The sequence below is a fragment of the Micrococcus sp. IITD107 genome (assembly GCF_041927415.1).
GTDB lineage: Bacteria > Actinomycetota > Actinomycetes > Actinomycetales > Micrococcaceae > Citricoccus > Citricoccus terreus.
On sequence record NZ_JBHFFN010000005.1, the window covers coordinates 75142 to 90239 of the forward strand.

At 66.8% G+C, this 15098-nt stretch carries 14 protein-coding genes and 2 tRNA genes; 11 read left to right on the plus strand and 5 right to left on the minus strand.

Annotated features, from left to right (window positions below):
* Nucleotides 1–19 precede the first annotated feature (19 nt).
* Genes ACEXHE_RS09945 through rpmH form a run of 5 tightly spaced genes read right to left on the minus strand, consistent with a single transcriptional unit; the run spans nt 20 to nt 2539 of the window.
* On the minus strand, nt 20–601 hold the full coding sequence (locus ACEXHE_RS09945; RefSeq protein WP_374785688.1) for a protein jag: 582 nt from the start codon (nt 599–601) through the stop codon (nt 20–22).
* Entirely contained in the window at nt 598–1569 is a 972-nt protein-coding gene (gene yidC / locus ACEXHE_RS09950; protein ID WP_091699060.1) for a membrane protein insertase YidC, read from the minus strand. Before yidC ends, ACEXHE_RS09945 begins: the two co-directional genes overlap by 4 nt.
* A gap of 6 nt (nt 1570–1575) precedes the next feature.
* Nucleotides 1576–1977, minus strand: coding sequence for a membrane protein insertion efficiency factor YidD (gene yidD / locus ACEXHE_RS09955; protein WP_374785689.1), 402 nt, complete (start codon nt 1975–1977; stop codon nt 1576–1578).
* Complete coding sequence (rnpA, locus tag ACEXHE_RS09960) at nt 1968–2354, minus strand: ribonuclease P protein component (protein ID WP_374785690.1); 387 nt, start codon at nt 2352–2354, stop codon at nt 1968–1970. Before rnpA ends, yidD begins: the two co-directional genes overlap by 10 nt.
* Before the next feature lie 47 nt (nt 2355–2401).
* A complete protein-coding gene (gene rpmH, locus ACEXHE_RS09965) occupies nt 2402–2539 on the minus strand; it encodes a 50S ribosomal protein L34 (RefSeq protein ID WP_091699065.1) in 138 nt (45 codons plus the stop codon).
* Nucleotides 2540–2923: 384 nt separating this feature from the next.
* On the opposite strand from rpmH, the gene dnaA reads away from it, so the two are divergent.
* The 11 genes from dnaA to ACEXHE_RS10020 all read left to right on the plus strand — a co-directional run bounded on the left by dnaA (nt 2924) and on the right by ACEXHE_RS10020 (nt 15058).
* Nucleotides 2924–4426, plus strand: coding sequence for a chromosomal replication initiator protein DnaA (dnaA, locus tag ACEXHE_RS09970; protein WP_374785691.1), 1503 nt, complete (start codon nt 2924–2926; stop codon nt 4424–4426).
* Between the two features lie 689 nt (nt 4427–5115).
* Nucleotides 5116–6237: a DNA polymerase III subunit beta gene (gene dnaN / locus ACEXHE_RS09975; RefSeq protein WP_091699069.1), complete on the plus strand. Its 1122-nt coding sequence runs from the start codon at nt 5116–5118 to the stop codon at nt 6235–6237.
* A gap of 19 nt (nt 6238–6256) precedes the next feature.
* Nucleotides 6257–7480 (plus strand): DNA replication/repair protein RecF, encoded by a 1224-nt coding sequence (gene recF, locus ACEXHE_RS09980; RefSeq protein ID WP_374785692.1) that lies wholly within the window; start codon nt 6257–6259, stop codon nt 7478–7480.
* 89 nt (nt 7481–7569) lie between these two features.
* Nucleotides 7570–8130 (plus strand): DUF721 domain-containing protein, encoded by a 561-nt coding sequence (locus ACEXHE_RS09985; protein WP_091699142.1) that lies wholly within the window; start codon nt 7570–7572, stop codon nt 8128–8130.
* Between the two features lie 355 nt (nt 8131–8485).
* Nucleotides 8486–10678 (plus strand): DNA topoisomerase (ATP-hydrolyzing) subunit B, encoded by a 2193-nt coding sequence (gyrB, locus tag ACEXHE_RS09990; protein WP_374785808.1) that lies wholly within the window; start codon nt 8486–8488, stop codon nt 10676–10678.
* Nucleotides 10679–10763: 85 nt separating this feature from the next.
* Entirely contained in the window at nt 10764–13511 is a 2748-nt protein-coding gene (gyrA, locus tag ACEXHE_RS09995; RefSeq protein WP_374785693.1) for a DNA gyrase subunit A, read from the plus strand.
* On the plus strand, nt 13508–14017 hold the full coding sequence (locus ACEXHE_RS10000; RefSeq protein ID WP_374785694.1) for a DUF3566 domain-containing protein: 510 nt from the start codon (nt 13508–13510) through the stop codon (nt 14015–14017). Before gyrA ends, ACEXHE_RS10000 begins: the two co-directional genes overlap by 4 nt.
* Nucleotides 14018–14093: 76 nt before the next feature.
* Nucleotides 14094–14167 (plus strand) — tRNA-Ile (locus tag ACEXHE_RS10005).
* Between the two features lie 66 nt (nt 14168–14233).
* The gene (locus ACEXHE_RS10010; protein ID WP_277245108.1) at nt 14234–14392 is read left to right on the plus strand and encodes a hypothetical protein; all 159 of its coding nucleotides are present in this window, start codon (nt 14234–14236) and stop codon (nt 14390–14392) included.
* An 8-nt stretch (nt 14393–14400) separates the two neighbouring features.
* A tRNA-Ala gene (locus ACEXHE_RS10015) sits at nt 14401–14473 on the plus strand.
* Between the two features lie 84 nt (nt 14474–14557).
* Entirely contained in the window at nt 14558–15058 is a 501-nt protein-coding gene (locus tag ACEXHE_RS10020; protein WP_374785695.1) for a GNAT family N-acetyltransferase, read from the plus strand.
* The last annotated feature ends 40 nt before the right edge of the window (nt 15059–15098 follow it).

Sequence of the window (15098 nt, forward strand, 5' to 3'; positions counted from 1 at the left end):
GCGGGGTTCGGCGTTGGCCTCAGTCACCGGACGTGACCACCACATGCCGGCGGGCGCCCTCGCCCTCGGACTCGCTGACCAGGCCGGCATCGCCCACGACGTCGTGCACCAGCTTGCGCTCATAGGCACCCATCGGCTCAAGGTGCACGGCTGCCTCGCCGTCGCGCACGCGCTGGACGGCCTCCTGCGCCAACTTCTCCAGCCGCCCGGCACGCTCGGCTCGGCGACCGGCGATGTCCAGCACCAGTCGTGACCGGTTGCCCGTAGAGGCCAGCACGGCCAGGCGAGTCAGTTCCTGCAGGGCATCCAGACCCTTGCCGTCGGCGCCGCTGAGCTCGCGCAGCCGGTCGTCACCCTCCTCGGCGACCACCGAGACATAGGTGCGACCATTGCGCACCTCGATGTCGATGTCACCGTCCAGATCGGCGATGTCCAACAGCTCCTCGACGTAGTCGGCGGCGATGTCGCCCTCTTCCTCGAGCCGGCTGGAAGCCTGGCTGTCCGCGGAGTCCGCGGCCGTCGTCGTGGTCTGTTCCTCGAGCCCTGCTGACGGGGCGCCGGCCTGCTCGACCTCAGGGGTGGGATCTGACTGCTCGGTCACTTCTTTCTCCTGTTCTTGCGCGCCGGCTGCTGACGCTGGCCCTGCTGACGCTGAGCCTTCAGTTCCGCCTTCGCGGCGGCCTCCTCGGCCTCCTGTGCGGCCTTGCCGATGGGCGGGAGTCCCTTGGCGGCACGGCGCTCGTTCAGCTCACGCTCAGCCTGCGAACCCGGGGTGGGGTTGTTGCGGATGATCCAGGTCTGCTGCCCCACGGCCCAGAAGTTGGTGGCGGTCCAGTAGACCAGCACGCCGATCGGGAAGTTGATGCCGCCGATGCCGAAGACCAGGGGCAGCACGTAGAGCATCATCTTCTGCGACTGGGCGAACGGTCCGGTCATCGCGGCCTCGGACATGTTCTTGCTCATCAGCATCTTCTGCATGTAGAACATCGAGGCTGTCATGAGCAGGATCATCACCACGGAGACGATCAGCACGTTCACGTTGAGGTTGTCCCCGGTGGAGCCCAGGAACGTGTCCGACATCTTGGCGCCGAACAGCTCGGAGTTCTCGAAGGAGCGCACCTGGTCCGCGCTCAGCGCAGAGATCCCCTCGTTGCGCTCGGCCGCACCCTTGGCACCGATGAGCACCTGGTACAGCGCGAAGAAGAACGGCATCTGCACGAGCATCGGCAGACAGGCGGAGAACGGGCTGGTGCCGTGCTGCTTGAACAGCGCCTGCTGCTCCATGGCCATGGCCTGACGGGAGAGCTGGTCCTTCTTGCCCTTGTACTTGGCCTGCAGCTTCTGGATCTCCGGTTGCAGGGCCTGCATGGCGCGCTGGGCCTTGATCTGCTTGACGAAGACCGGGATCAGCAGGGTGCGGATCAGCACCACCAGCAGGATGATCGCCAGGGTCCAGGTCCAGCCGGACTCCGGCGGCATGCCGATCCAGTCCAGGAGCGTGTGGAAGGCACCCAAGACCCAGGACACCGCCATCTTGAACGGCCACAGGATGATGTCGAAGAAGTTCATGGTCTCCTACTGCTCCTCCGGCAGGTCCGGGGGAATCGGGGGGTGGTTGAGTTCAATGATCCTGGGGTGTCGACCCTCGGGCCAAATCCTCCGCCCGGGCGGCACTGGATCCACACCGCCGTCGGTCCAGGGGTGGCATCGTCCGAGTCGGCGAGCGGCCAGCCAGCTGCCCCGCACCGCCCCGTGCACCTGCACCGCCTCGAGCGCGTAGGCCGAGCAGGACGGGAAGAACCGACACACCTGACCGTACAGGGGGGAGATGAGGGTCCGATAGGAGACGAGCGCCCCGCCCAGCAGGGCCGAGGGCAGTGCCCGCACCGGCCCCCAGATCTGCGGGTCCGGCAGGGTGGTGAACGGGTTCTCCGTGGGATGCGGTGTCCGTCCCGGGTCTGTGCTGGTCACCGACATCCTCCGGTGGCCGAGGAGGTCGCCCCAGCTCCGTCGGCCTTCTTCAGAGCGGAGCGGATCCCGGAGGTGACCTCCGCGTGGAGTGTGGCCCAGTCGGCCTCTCCCGACGGCGGCAGGGCGCGGATGACCACCTGCGCACCTGAGTGCCCCTTCAGTGGGCCGGCGAACACCTCTGCCACCGCTGAGCGCAGACGCCGCTTGACCCTGTTCCGGGTGACGGCGTTGCCGACAGCCTTGGAGACGATGAATCCGGCCTTGAGCCCTTCGTCGGTCAGATGTGCAGACACGACAACGTTCCGGCGCCCTGCTCGGGCGCCGGAACGCAGTGTCTCGGAGAACTCCGCTGGGGTGCGGACCCGATTCTTCCGGGGCAGCACGCCGATGATGTCCTGTCTGCTGACTGGTCCGTCCGGCTCAGGTCCGCTCAGGCGGAGAGCTCGGTACGGCCCTTGCCACGGCGGGCGGCCATGATGGCGCGGCCGGCGCGGGTGCGCATGCGTGCGCGGAAACCGTGCTTCTTGGCCCGGCGGCGGTTATTCGGCTGAAAGGTCCGCTTGCTCACTTTGATCTCTCCACAACGTGTGTATCGCGCCGGCACCGTGATGACCGGCCCGTGATGTGGGCCGTCTCCGTGGGTGTCACCGACCGAATGGGGAAGGGTCGGCGGCGCTCTGGCAGGAACCCCCCGGGGTGCAGGCATGCCACATCGACCCAGGGGACTGACCAATCTTACGGAGGCGCCGGGAAGAGCGTCAAATCCCTGAGGGCCTTCCCGGGTTGTCCACGGTTATCCACCGCCTGTGAATAACACTGTGGATTAAGGCTAGACTCGGCTTCCCAGGCGGATTCGCCTGGATCTCGAGGCCTGATCCAGCCACGGGTCCGATGCGATCGGCTGTCCCCGGGTTCTCGATTGTCCACATGTACTCGCGCCGGAAGGACACCCGTGGTCGACGACGAGGAAGTCAGCAGCTCCTGGCGGAAGGTCGTGCTGACCCTGGACGAGGACGACCACGTCAGTCCACGTCAGATGGGCCACGTCCGGTTGGCTCAGCCGCTGGGCCTGCTGGGCTCCACGCTGCTGCTGGCCGTCCCCACGGAGCTGACCCGCGACGTCCTGGAGACCCAGCTGCGCGATCAGCTCGCCCGGGCCGTCCAGCACGTCTTCCGCGCCACCATCAGCTGTGGCTTCTCGATCGACCCGTCGTTGAAGTCCTCCGAAGACGAGGTCCCCCCGCGGCCCGTCCCGCCCGTCCCCCAGCTCTCCGACGAGCCGTTCCGTGATCGATCACCGCTGCGGGTCGAGGACTCCGAGGAGTCCTTCACCCCGTCTCGGAGCTCCCTGTCCGCCCCGGCGCGCGGCGCACAGTCCACCCCGGCACCCTCGCCTCCCTCGACCTCGGATGAGACCAGCCGGCTGAACCCGCGCTACCACTTCGAGACCTTCGTGATCGGCTCGTCGAACCGCTTCGCCCATGCCGCGGCCAACGCGGTGGCCGAGGCACCGGCCAAGGCCTACAACCCCCTGTTCATCTACGGGGAGTCCGGACTGGGCAAGACCCACCTGCTGCACGCGATCGGTCACTATGCCCGCGACCTGTACCCCGGGCTGCGGGTGCGGTACGTGAACTCCGAGGAGTTCACCAACGACTTCATCAACTCGATCCGTCACGACGAGGGTGCCAGCTTCAAGCACATCTACCGGAATGTGGACATCCTGCTGATCGATGACATCCAGTTCCTCGCGGACAAGGAAGCCACCGTGGAGGAGTTCTTCCACACCTTCAATGCGCTGTACAACAACAGCAAACAGGTGGTCATCACCTCGGATCTGCCTCCCAAGCAGCTCTCCGGCTTCGAGGAACGACTGCGTTCTCGCTTCGAGTGGGGCCTGATCACCGACATCCAGCCGCCGGACCTGGAGACGCGCATCGCGATCCTGCGCAAGAAGGCCGAGGCCGAAGGGCTCGTGGCCCCGCCTGAAGTCCTGGAGTACATCGGCTCGCACATCTCCACGAACATCCGTGAACTGGAGGGCGCGCTGATCCGCGTCACGGCGTTCGCCTCGCTGAACAAGCAGGAGGTGGACATCCAGCTGGCCGAGCACGTGCTCAAGGATCTGATCACCGACGACGGCGCCCACGAGATCACCGCGGCCACGATCCTGAATGAGACCACGGCGTACTTCAACCTGACCATGGAGGAGCTGGCCAGCAAGTCACGCACCCGAACGCTGGTCACCGCGCGACAGATCGCCATGTACCTGCTGCGTGAGCTCACCGAGATGTCCCTGCCCAAGATCGGTGCCGAACTGGGCGGGCGCGACCACACCACCGTCATCCACGCCGATCGCAAGATCCGTGAACTGATGGCCGAGCGTCGCACGATCTACAACCAGGTCACCGAACTCACGAACAAGATCAAGAAAGCCCAAGCCGGAGGACGCTGACCTCGCGGCCCCACCCGGGTCCGCGGGAGAGCTCCCGTGTGGACGGATGGCATTCGTCCACACTGTCCACCGCGACGTGCAGCTGGGTTCTCCACAGCACGATCACTGTGTCTCCGGAGGTCGTCATCCCCTCTGTCCACAGCATTGCCCACATATCCACAAACTGTGGACGATCACCCGAGAGACGGAACCCACACCTGTGGACAGAGCTGTGGATCGTTAAGTGGATCGAGGGGCACTTACTCTGGAGAACCCCTCCAGACCTGGTGACAGACCACATGGATGTGATTCCACTTCTCCCCACCAGCCCCACACTGCCGACGAACGTCGTCCACCTCAGGATCCACAGGATGAACAGCCTGCACCCGCCGATCCAGGCACTTGTCCACAGTTTCCACAGCAGTTATTAACACTACTGACCCCTGTTAAATGACATCTCCCGAGAACAATGAGCTCCTCCTGTCCTCGGTTCCTCCGCCCACCGTCGCTCCCATCCACACCCGGACAGCGAGTGCTCCACGACACGGTAAGCTGACACAGCACTCGACCGTCACAGGATTCTGGGCTCTCGTGTGGTACATGGTGACGAGCTCACCGGACACCTGCACAGCAGACCTGCCTGTCCTCGGCCGGGGCACCATTGAGTACCCGACCGGGCCCGAGCAGTCCTGCGAAAGGCGGATCCATCCGTGAAGTTCACCGTTGAGCGCGACATCCTGACGGACGCCGTCTCCTGGGCCGCACGATCTCTGTCCCCTCGCCCGCCGGTGCCGGTCCTGTCCGGACTGCTGATCACCGCCGAAGACGGACTGGTCTCGATCGCCAGCTTCGACTACGAGACCTCTGCGCAGCTCGAGATCGAGGCCGACATCGAGGAGACAGGCCGCATCCTGGTCTCCGGTCGACTGCTCAATGACATCGTCCGCTCCCTGCCGGCCGCACCGGTGACCGTGGAGACCGACGGATCCAAGGTGGTGCTGACCTGCCGCAGCTCCCGGTTCTCCCTGGCCACCATGCCGGTGGACGAGTACCCCTCCCTGCCGCAGATGCCCGACTCTGCTGGCACGATCCACGGAGATGCCTTCGCCGACGCGGTCGCTCAGGTGACCGTGGCCGCCTCCAAGGACGACACCCTCCCGATCCTGACCGCCGTGAAGGTGGAGATCGAGGGAGATCGCATCACCCTGCTCGCCACGGATCGCTACCGGCTGGCCATGAAGGAACTGACCTGGCAGCCGGCCGACCCCTCGATCTCCCAGTCCCTGCTGGTCAAGTCCCGCACCCTGACCGAGGTGGCCAAGTCCCTGGCCGGTGGCGGAGACCTGCAACTGCGCCTAGCCGAAGGATCCGATCTCGTCGGCTTCTCCTCCGGCGGACGCCGCACGACGAGCCTGCTGGTGGACGGGGACTACCCCAAGATCCGCGCCCTGTTCCCGGAGAGCAGCCCGATCCACGCCGCCGTGCAGACCGCACCGCTGGTGGAGGCCGTCAAGCGTGTGGCCCTGGTGGCCGAACGCAACACAGCCGTGCGCATGGTCTTCACCGACGGCCAGGTCACCCTGGACGCCGGTGCCGGGGACGACGCCTCGGCCAACGAGACCCTGGATGCACAGCTCGAGGGCGAGGACATCACCGTGGCCTTCAACCCCTCCTACCTCAGCGAGGGTCTGAACGTGATCGACACACCTTTCGTGCGGTTCTCCTTCACCACTCCGCCCAAGCCGGCCCTGATGACCGCCCAGCAGGACCTGGAGTCCGAGGAGCAGGACGACTACCGGTACCTGGTCATGCCGGTCCGCCTGACGCACTGAGACGGGCGGCCGCACCTCGGTGTACCTCTCGCATCTGTCCCTGACGGACTACCGTTCCTACGCTCAGCTCGAGCTGCCGTTGGAGCCGGGTCCCACCGTCCTGGTCGGCTCCAACGGCGTCGGAAAGACGAACATCGCCGAAGCCGTGGGATACCTGGCCTTCCAGGACTCCCACCGGGTGTCCCAGGACTCAGCGCTCGTGCGCTTCGGTGCCCACCAGGCCAGAGTACGCGGGCGGATCCACCGCGGAGACCGAGCGGTCTCCGTGGAGCTGGAGATCAACCCGGGCAAGTCGAACCGGGCCGTGATCAACCGGGGTTCCCCTCAGCGGGCGCGGGAGGCACTGGGCCTGCTGCGGTGTGTCATCTTCGCCCCCGAGGACCTGCACCTGGTCACCGGGGACCCCTCCGGCCGGCGGCGATTCCTGGACGAGCTGATGGTCCAGCTCCGGCCCGCGTTGGGGGGAGCCCGGTCCGACTACGACCGCGTGCTCCGGCAACGCAATGCGCTGCTGAAGAACGCCCGGCAGTCCCGGTCCTGGACCGAAGAGCACGAATACACCCTGGCGGTGTGGGATGAGCATCTCTCCCGAGCCGGGGCGCGGCTGCTCAACGGCCGACTTCACGTGCTGCAGCTGCTGGCCGAACCGCTCACCCAGGCCTACCGTGCCCTGACGGACGGCTCCAAGGACGCTGGTTACACCTACGAGTCCACCGTCCCCGAGGCCGCGGGTCGGCACAGCTCCGTGCCGGACGAGCAGCAGCTCTATGAGGCGCTGCTGCGCCAGCTGACCGAGGGACGCAAGGCTGAGCGCGACCGTGGCCTGACCCTGTCCGGGCCGCACCGGGACGAGCTGATCCTGGAGCTCGGACCGGCGCCGGCCAAGGGATTCGCCTCTCACGGTGAGACCTGGTCCTTGGCTCTGGCATTGAAACTGGCCAGCTACCAGGTGATGGTCCAGGACGATCCGGATCCGGACGCCCGCCCCGTGCTGATCCTGGACGACGTCTTCGCCGAGCTGGACTCCCAGCGGCGCTCCCGCCTGGCCTCCCTGGTGGACGGGGCCGAACAGCTGCTGGTGACCGCTGCCGTGGCGGAGGACATCCCCCAGGAACTGGCCGGGAACCGGATCGGGGTGCGGCTGACGGAGGACGGCAGCCTGGTCACCCTCGCTTACCCGGCACATGACGCCGAGCGGGCAGCTCCAGAAGAGCGTCCCGACGACGGCGAGGCACCTCAGTGAGCAGCGCCCCGCAGCGTGGGCGCCGGACGGAGACCGGCCCCGCCGACGACCGAGACCGTCCCGCCGACCCGGCAGACACGGCCGAGGACGTGCAGCCCGATGCCGCCCTGGTGGCGCTGAACCGGGTCCGTCAGGCTGCGGTCAGCCGAGGAGAGGTGCGCCAGCGGCCCGGACGGGGGCTGCTGCCGGGCACCGGTCGATCGGCCGCCCGTGACGGTGAGGGCGGGACCGGGAGAGCCGGTGCCGGGACTGCACGCGGCCGTCGTCGTGGGGGCACCGCCTGGCTGGGCGATGCGCGGGATCCGCGCATGCTCGGCGACGTCTTCGGCAACCTGGTGGCGGACCGGGGCTGGTCCTCACCGGTGGCCGTGGGATCTGTCCTCTCGCGATGGAGCGAACTGGTGGGAGCGGACATCGCCCTGCACTGCCGGCCGGAGAGCTTCGAGAACACCGTGGTGGTGGTGCGCTGTGACTCCACGGCCTGGGCCACCCAGCTCAAGCTGCTCACCCCGGTCCTGCTGGGCCGGTTCGAAGAGGCACTGGGTCCGGGGATCGTCACGCGACTGCAGATCCACGGCCCGGCTGCACCGTCCTGGCGCAAGGGTCCGCGCGTGGTCAAGGGCCGCGGACCGCGGGACACCTACGGATGAGACGCGGAGCCGTCAGACGCCGTTCTGAGGCCTCTGGACCCCAGGAGGCGGATCGGGGTCCAGATCAGGGTGCCCTGGTGCGCGGGATCTGCGATTCTGTCCCGCTCATGGCATGTTCTGCCCACAGCGTCCCTCAGAATCCCGCGAGATCGGCGCGGCTGGCGTAGAATGTGAAGGAACTGTGCCGCAGGCTTCGGCGCGCCCACTGCGGCGTCCCCTCTCCTGCGGTCCTGCCCGTCCGTCTGTCCCGAGGCCGCCCACCGGCGCGCACGGGAGGACATCGACCTGAGGAGCCGTACCGCACGTGGCCGAAGAGCAAGCCGCAGAGAACAACGGCACTGGACCGACCGATCCGATCGACGCGGCGCCGACCGAGTCCACGGATCCCGCCGCAGCCGGTGCCCCGCAGGCTCCGGAGAAGCCCTCGACCCGGGTCGAGCACGCCTACGGTGCTGATGACATCACCGTGCTGGAGGGCCTGGAGGCCGTGCGCAAGCGGCCGGGCATGTACATCGGCTCCACCGGGCCGCGCGGACTGCACCACCTGGTGTACGAGGTCGTGGACAACTCCGTGGACGAGGCCCTGGCCGGGTACTGCGACACCATCCACGTGACCCTGCAGGCCGACGGCGGCGTGCGCGTGGAGGACAATGGCCGCGGCATCCCCGTGGACATGCACCCCACGGAGGGCAAGCCCACCGTCGAGGTGGTCATGACCATCCTGCACGCCGGCGGCAAGTTCGGCGGGGGCGGCTACGCCGTCTCCGGCGGTCTGCACGGCGTGGGCATCTCCGTGGTCAACGCCCTCTCCTCCCGTGTGGAGACCGAGATCCGGCGCCAGGGCCACGTGTGGCGGATGAGCTTCGCCCACGGCGGTGTGCCCCAGACCGAACTGGTCAAGGGCGAGGAGACCGACCGCACCGGGACCACTCAGACGTTCTATCCCGATGCCGGGATCTTCGAGTCCACCGAGTTCGACTTCGAGACCCTGCGTGCCCGCTTCCAGCAGATGGCCTTCCTCAACAAGGGCCTGCGCATCACCCTCACCGATGAGCGTTCCCTCGAGAACAACGAGGTGCAGGAGGATGAGATCGCCGGGGGCGAGGCCTCCGGCGCGAAGGAAGCGGAGGGCGAGGGCGCCGTCGTCGGGAATCTGGTGGAGGTGGCCGAGGACGGCGAGCAGCTGGTGTCCACCGGTGGCGCCAACCCAGCGGAGCTGCAGGCCGCCGAGGGGACCAGCAAGAAGCGGATGGTCGACTACTGCTACCAGAACGGCCTGCTGGACTACGTCAAGCACCTGAACTCCGGCAAGAAGGTGGAGATGGTCCATGAGGACGTCATCTCCTTCGAGTCCGAGGACACCGACCGCAAGATGGCCGCCGAGGTGGCCATGCAGTGGACCACCGCATACTCCGAGTCGGTGCACACCTACGCCAACACCATCAACACCCACGAGGGCGGCACCCACGAAGAGGGATTCCGCGCGGCCATGACCAGCCTCATCAACCGCTATGCGCGCGAGAAGGAGATCCTCAAGGCCAAGGACGAGAACCTCTCCGGCGACGACATCCGCGAGGGCCTGACCGCGGTGATCTCGGTCAAGCTCTCCGAGCCGCAGTTCGAGGGACAGACCAAGACCAAGCTGGGCAACTCCGAGGCCCGCGGGTTCGTGCAGAAGATCGTCACCGATCAGCTCGGCGACTGGCTTGAGCGCAACCCCGGCCCGGCCAAGGACGTCATCCGCAAGGCCATCATGGCTGCGCACGCCCGCATGGCCGCTCGCAAGGCCCGGGACAACGCCCGCCGCAAGTCCCCGCTGGAGTCCTTCGGCATGCCCGGCAAGCTCGCGGACTGCTCGTCCAAGGACCCCTCGCGCTGCGAGGTCTACATCGTGGAGGGTGACTCCGCGGGCGGCTCGGCCAAGCAGGGCCGCAACCCCGAGACCCAGGCCATCCTGCCCCTGCGCGGCAAGATCCTGAACGTGGAGCGGGCGCGCCTGGACCGGGCGCTGTCCAACATGGAGATCCAGTCCATGATCACCGCGTTCGGCACGGGCATCGGCGAGGAGTTCGACATCGCCAAACTGCGGTACCACAAGATCGTGCTGATGGCCGACGCCGATGTGGACGGCCAGCACATCACCACGCTGCTGCTCACGGTGCTCTTCCGCTACATGCGCCCGCTGATCGAACACGGACACGTGTTCCTGGCCCAGCCCCCGCTGTACCGCATCAAGTGGTCCAACGCCCCGCACGACTACGTCTTCTCCGACACCGAGCGGGATGAGGCGATCGCCGCGGGCCAGGCCAAGGGCTGGCGCTACCCCAAGGACAACGGCGTGCAGCGCTACAAGGGCCTGGGCGAGATGAACTACCAGGAGCTGTGGGACACCACCATGGATCCCGAGCACCGCACCCTGCTGCAGGTCTCCATGGACGATGCCGCCGCCGCAGACGAGGTGTTCTCCATGCTCATGGGCGAGGACGTGGAGTCGCGCCGCTCGTTCATCCAGCAGAACGCCAAGGACATCCGCTTCCTGGACATCTGACCCACCCCCCGTCACCCGTGCACCACACCGTGCCATCACCGGTGCACGCACCCTGCACCACTGAGACGATCCGAGGACACCGCGCGTGAGCGACCAGACCCCCGAGAACCCCGAGAACACTGAGGCCCAGAACTCTCAGCCTGAGAATCCTGAGAGCTCAGAGACGACGCCGACCCCCGAGACCGAGGCCGTCGAGGGCGTCGTCGTCTCACCGCTGGATCCGGGGGACAAGGTCGAGATGGTCGACCTGCAGACCGAGATGAAGCGGTCCTACCTGGACTACGCCATGGCGGTCATCGTCGGACGAGCCCTGCCGGATGTGCGCGACGGCCTCAAGCCCGTGCACCGCCGCGTGCTCTACGGCATGTTCGACGGCGGCTACCGTCCGGACCGCTCCTTCAACAAGTCCGCCCGTGTGGTGGGCGAGGTGATGGGCAACTACCACCCGCACGGTGACTCGGCCATCTACGACGCCCTGGTCCGTCTGATCCAGGACTGGGTGATGCGCTATCCGCTGGCCTTGGGACAGGGCAACTTCGGCTCGCCAGGCAACGACGGTGCCGCCGCCCAGCGTTACACCGAGACCAAGATGGCTTCGCTGGCCATGGAGATGGTCCGGGACATCGACGAGGACACGGTCGACTTCCAGGACAACTATGACGGCAAGCAGCAGGAGCCCACCGTGCTGCCGGCCCGGTTCCCGAACCTGCTGGTCAACGGCTCCTCCGGCATCGCCGTGGGCATGGCCACCAACATCCCTCCGCACAACCTGTGTGAGGTCGCCGACGGTGTCCAGTGGTACCTGCAGAACCCCGAGGCCACGCGTGAGGAGCTGCTCGAGGCCCTGCTGCAGCGGGTGAAGGGCCCTGACTTCCCCTCCGGCGCCCAGATCCTGGGCCGCAAGGGGATCGACGAGGCCTACCGGACCGGCCGCGGCTCGATCACGATGCGCGCTGTGGTCAACGTGGAGGAGCTGCAGGGCCGGACCTGCCTGGTCGTCACCGAGCTTCCCTATATGGCCAACCCGGACAACCTGGCCGCCAAGATCGCCGAGATGGTCCGCGACGGCAAGATCTCCGGGATCGCCGACATGCGTGACGAGACCTCCGGCCGCACGGGCCAGCGCCTGGTGATCGTGCTCAAGCGCGACGCCGTGGCCAAGGTGGTGCTGAACAACCTCTACAAGCACACCCAGCTGCAGGAGAACTTCTCCGCCAACATGCTGGCCCTGGTGGACGGTGTGCCTCGGACCCTGTCCTTGGACGGCTTCATCCACCACTGGGTGATGCATCAGATCGACGTGATCGTGCGCCGGACCGAGTTCCGCAAGCGCAAGGCCGAGGAGCGAGCCCACATCCTGCTGGGTCTGCTCAAGGCCCTGGACATGCTCGACGAGGTCATCGCCACGATCCGCGCCTCCTCCAGCGCCGAGACCGCGCGCGAGGCCCTGAAGACACTCCTGGACATCGACGATGACCAGGCCCGGGCCATCCTGAACATGCAGCTGCGTCATCTGGCCGCCCTGGAGCGTCAGGCCATCCAGGACGAGTACGACGAGCTGCAGAAGCGCATCGCCGAGTACAACGAGATCCTGGCCTCCCCCATCCGCCAGCGTGAGGTCATCTCCGAGGAGCTGCGCGAGATCGTGGAGAAGCACGGCGACGATCGGCGCACGGAGATCCTCTACGGCTACGACGGCGACATGTCGATCGAGGACCTGATCCCCGAAGAGGAGATGGTGGTCACCATCACCCGCGGCGGCTACGTCAAGCGCACCCGGATCGACAACTACCGGGCTCAGAACCGCGGCGGCAAGGGAGTGCGTGGGGCCTCCCTGCGCGGGGACGACGTGGTGGAGCACTTCTTCACCACGTCCACGCACCACTGGATCCTGTTCTTCACGAACCTGGGCCGGGTCTACCGGATCAAGACCTACGAACTGCTCGAAGCCGGACGGGACGCCAAGGGCCAGCACGTGGCCAACATCCTGGCTTTCCAGCCCGACGAACGGATCGCCGAGGTCCAGCAGCTCGACGACTACGGCCGGGCTCCCTATCTGGTGCTGGCCACGCGTGATGGCCTGGTGAAGAAGACCCCGCTGCAGGACTACGACACCAACCGCTCCGCCGGCGTGATCGCCATCAAACTCCGTGAGGGGGATGAGCTCGTCTCGGCCCAGCTGGTCTCGGAAGAGGACGACATGATCCTGATCTCGCGGCAGGGGCAGTCGCTGCGCTTCCACGCCACCAATGAGGCCCTGCGTCCCATGGGCCGCGCCACCTCCGGTGTGACCGGCATGAAGTTCCGCGACGGAGACGACCTGCTGACCGCCGATGTGGTCAAGGAGGACTCCTACGTCTTCATCGTGACCGACGGAGGCTACGCCAAGCGCACCCACGTGGACCAGTACCGGGTCCAGAACCGCGGCGGCCTGGGCATCAAGGTCGGACGGTTCGTGGAGGACCGTGGCAGCCTGGTCGGCGGCCTGGTGGTCGAGGAGAACGACGAGGTGCTGGTGGTCATGGAGTCGGGCAAGGTCGTGCGCTCTGCGGTGACCGGGGTTCCTGCCAAGGGCCGTGACACCATGGGCGTGATCTTCGCCAAGCCGGACAAGGGTGATCGGATCGTGGCCGTCACCCTGAACAATGAGAAGTACATGACCAACGGCGGAGCCACTGAAGGCGAGTCAGAGGGTGACGTAGTCTTGGAGGCTGAGACGGACGCCGTCGCTGTTGCCGACGACGCCCCGATGACCGAGAACCCCACCGACTCCGCCGATCAGGACACCGCTTCAGGTGATCAGGACGCGGACCTTGACGGAGGACAGCAGTGAGCACATCCGGAACGTCCCGGCCTGCGGGCCAGCGCCCCACCGGCAGCAAGCCGGTAGGTTCCACCCCGCAGGGCACTCAGCAGCGCCCCGCCGGTCAGCGTCCGCAGCAGAAGGGCCTGGTGCGTCCGGCCCCCAAGGCCAAGGTGCGCAAGGCCCGTCTGCTCGTCTCCAAGATCGATCCCTGGTCGGTCCTGAAGATGGCGTTCCTGCTGTCCGTGGCCCTCGGCATCGTGACCGTCGTGGGTGCGGTGGTGCTGTGGACCACCATGGACCTCACCGGGATCTTCGGCCGGGTCAACGACCTGATGGCACAGGTGCTGGGCAGCGAGGGCGGGGCACTGACCGTCCAGCAGCTGGTCTCACTCGGACAGGTCGCCTCCGTGGCCACCATCATCGCCGTGGTCAATGTCGTGCTGCTGACCGCGCTCAGCATGCTGGCCGCGGTCCTCTACAACATCTCCTCGACCCTGGTCGGCGGCATCGGCGTCACGCTGACCGACGACTGATCTGACTCGATTTTGCTCCACCCGGAAGGGTGGGGTAACGTTGATCATCGGTTCCGGCCCCGCTGGTTCCGATCGAGGGCGTATAGCTCAGGCGGTTAGAGCGCTTCGCTGATAACGAAGAGGTCCCAAGTTCAAGTCTTGGTACGCCCACTCCACACAGTCCACGCACGGGTCCTCGGACCTGAGTCCAACCGGCCGGTCCGGGGAAGGCAGGACATGAAGCCGATCATTCGGTTCGCGGCTCTGGCAGCCGGTGTGGTCACGGTCCTGGGAGTCCGCGCCTGGCGCGAGAACGAACAGGGCAAGCAGGTCTGGGGTTCGGCCACAGACTCTCTGGCTCCATCCGGAACCACCCGGACAGACCAGGACAACTGAACACCCTCGGGGGCATGGCGCAATTGGTAGCGCACCTGCTTTGCAAGCAGGGGGTTAGGGGTTCGAGTCCCCTTGCCTCCACCGAGAAGGAAGAGCCCGGTCCACCATGGACCGGGCTCTTCTGCATCCCAGCTCGTGGTGGTCAGTCATCCGGAGACTTCGAGCATGCCGAACAGCCCCTTCACCCTTGGACCGGCCAGTTTCGAGGATGTGCCCACCATGCTCCGACTGCGCGTCCAGCTCTTCGCCGATCTGGCGCGTCAGGGCGCTGCCTCCCGCCCGGAGGCGGCCGGGGAGACGGGATGGCAGGACGCCGCTGGCCGGGTGATCCAGAGTCAACTGGACTCTCCTGAGCACCGGTACTGCGTCGCTCGGGGACCTGAAGGCGAACTGTTCGGCTGGGGCCGGGCCAGCCTCGTCCAGGGCCTGCCCGGACCCGGTTTCCCCACCGGGCGGATGGGAGTCGTGCAGAATCTCGTGGTTGCGCCCTCCGCCCGGGGACAGGGCGTGGGCAGGAAGATCACCCAGGACCTGATCGACTGGCTGGGCTCGGCGGGTGCGGAGGTGGTGGACCTGTTGGCCAGCAGCTCCGCAGAGCACCTGTACCGCAGTCTGGGATTCCAGGAACCGCGCCAGATCCCGCTCCGGCTCCTGCTGGATGGATGAGGTCCTTCCCGATGCGCGAAGGCCCGCCGTCCAGAACGGA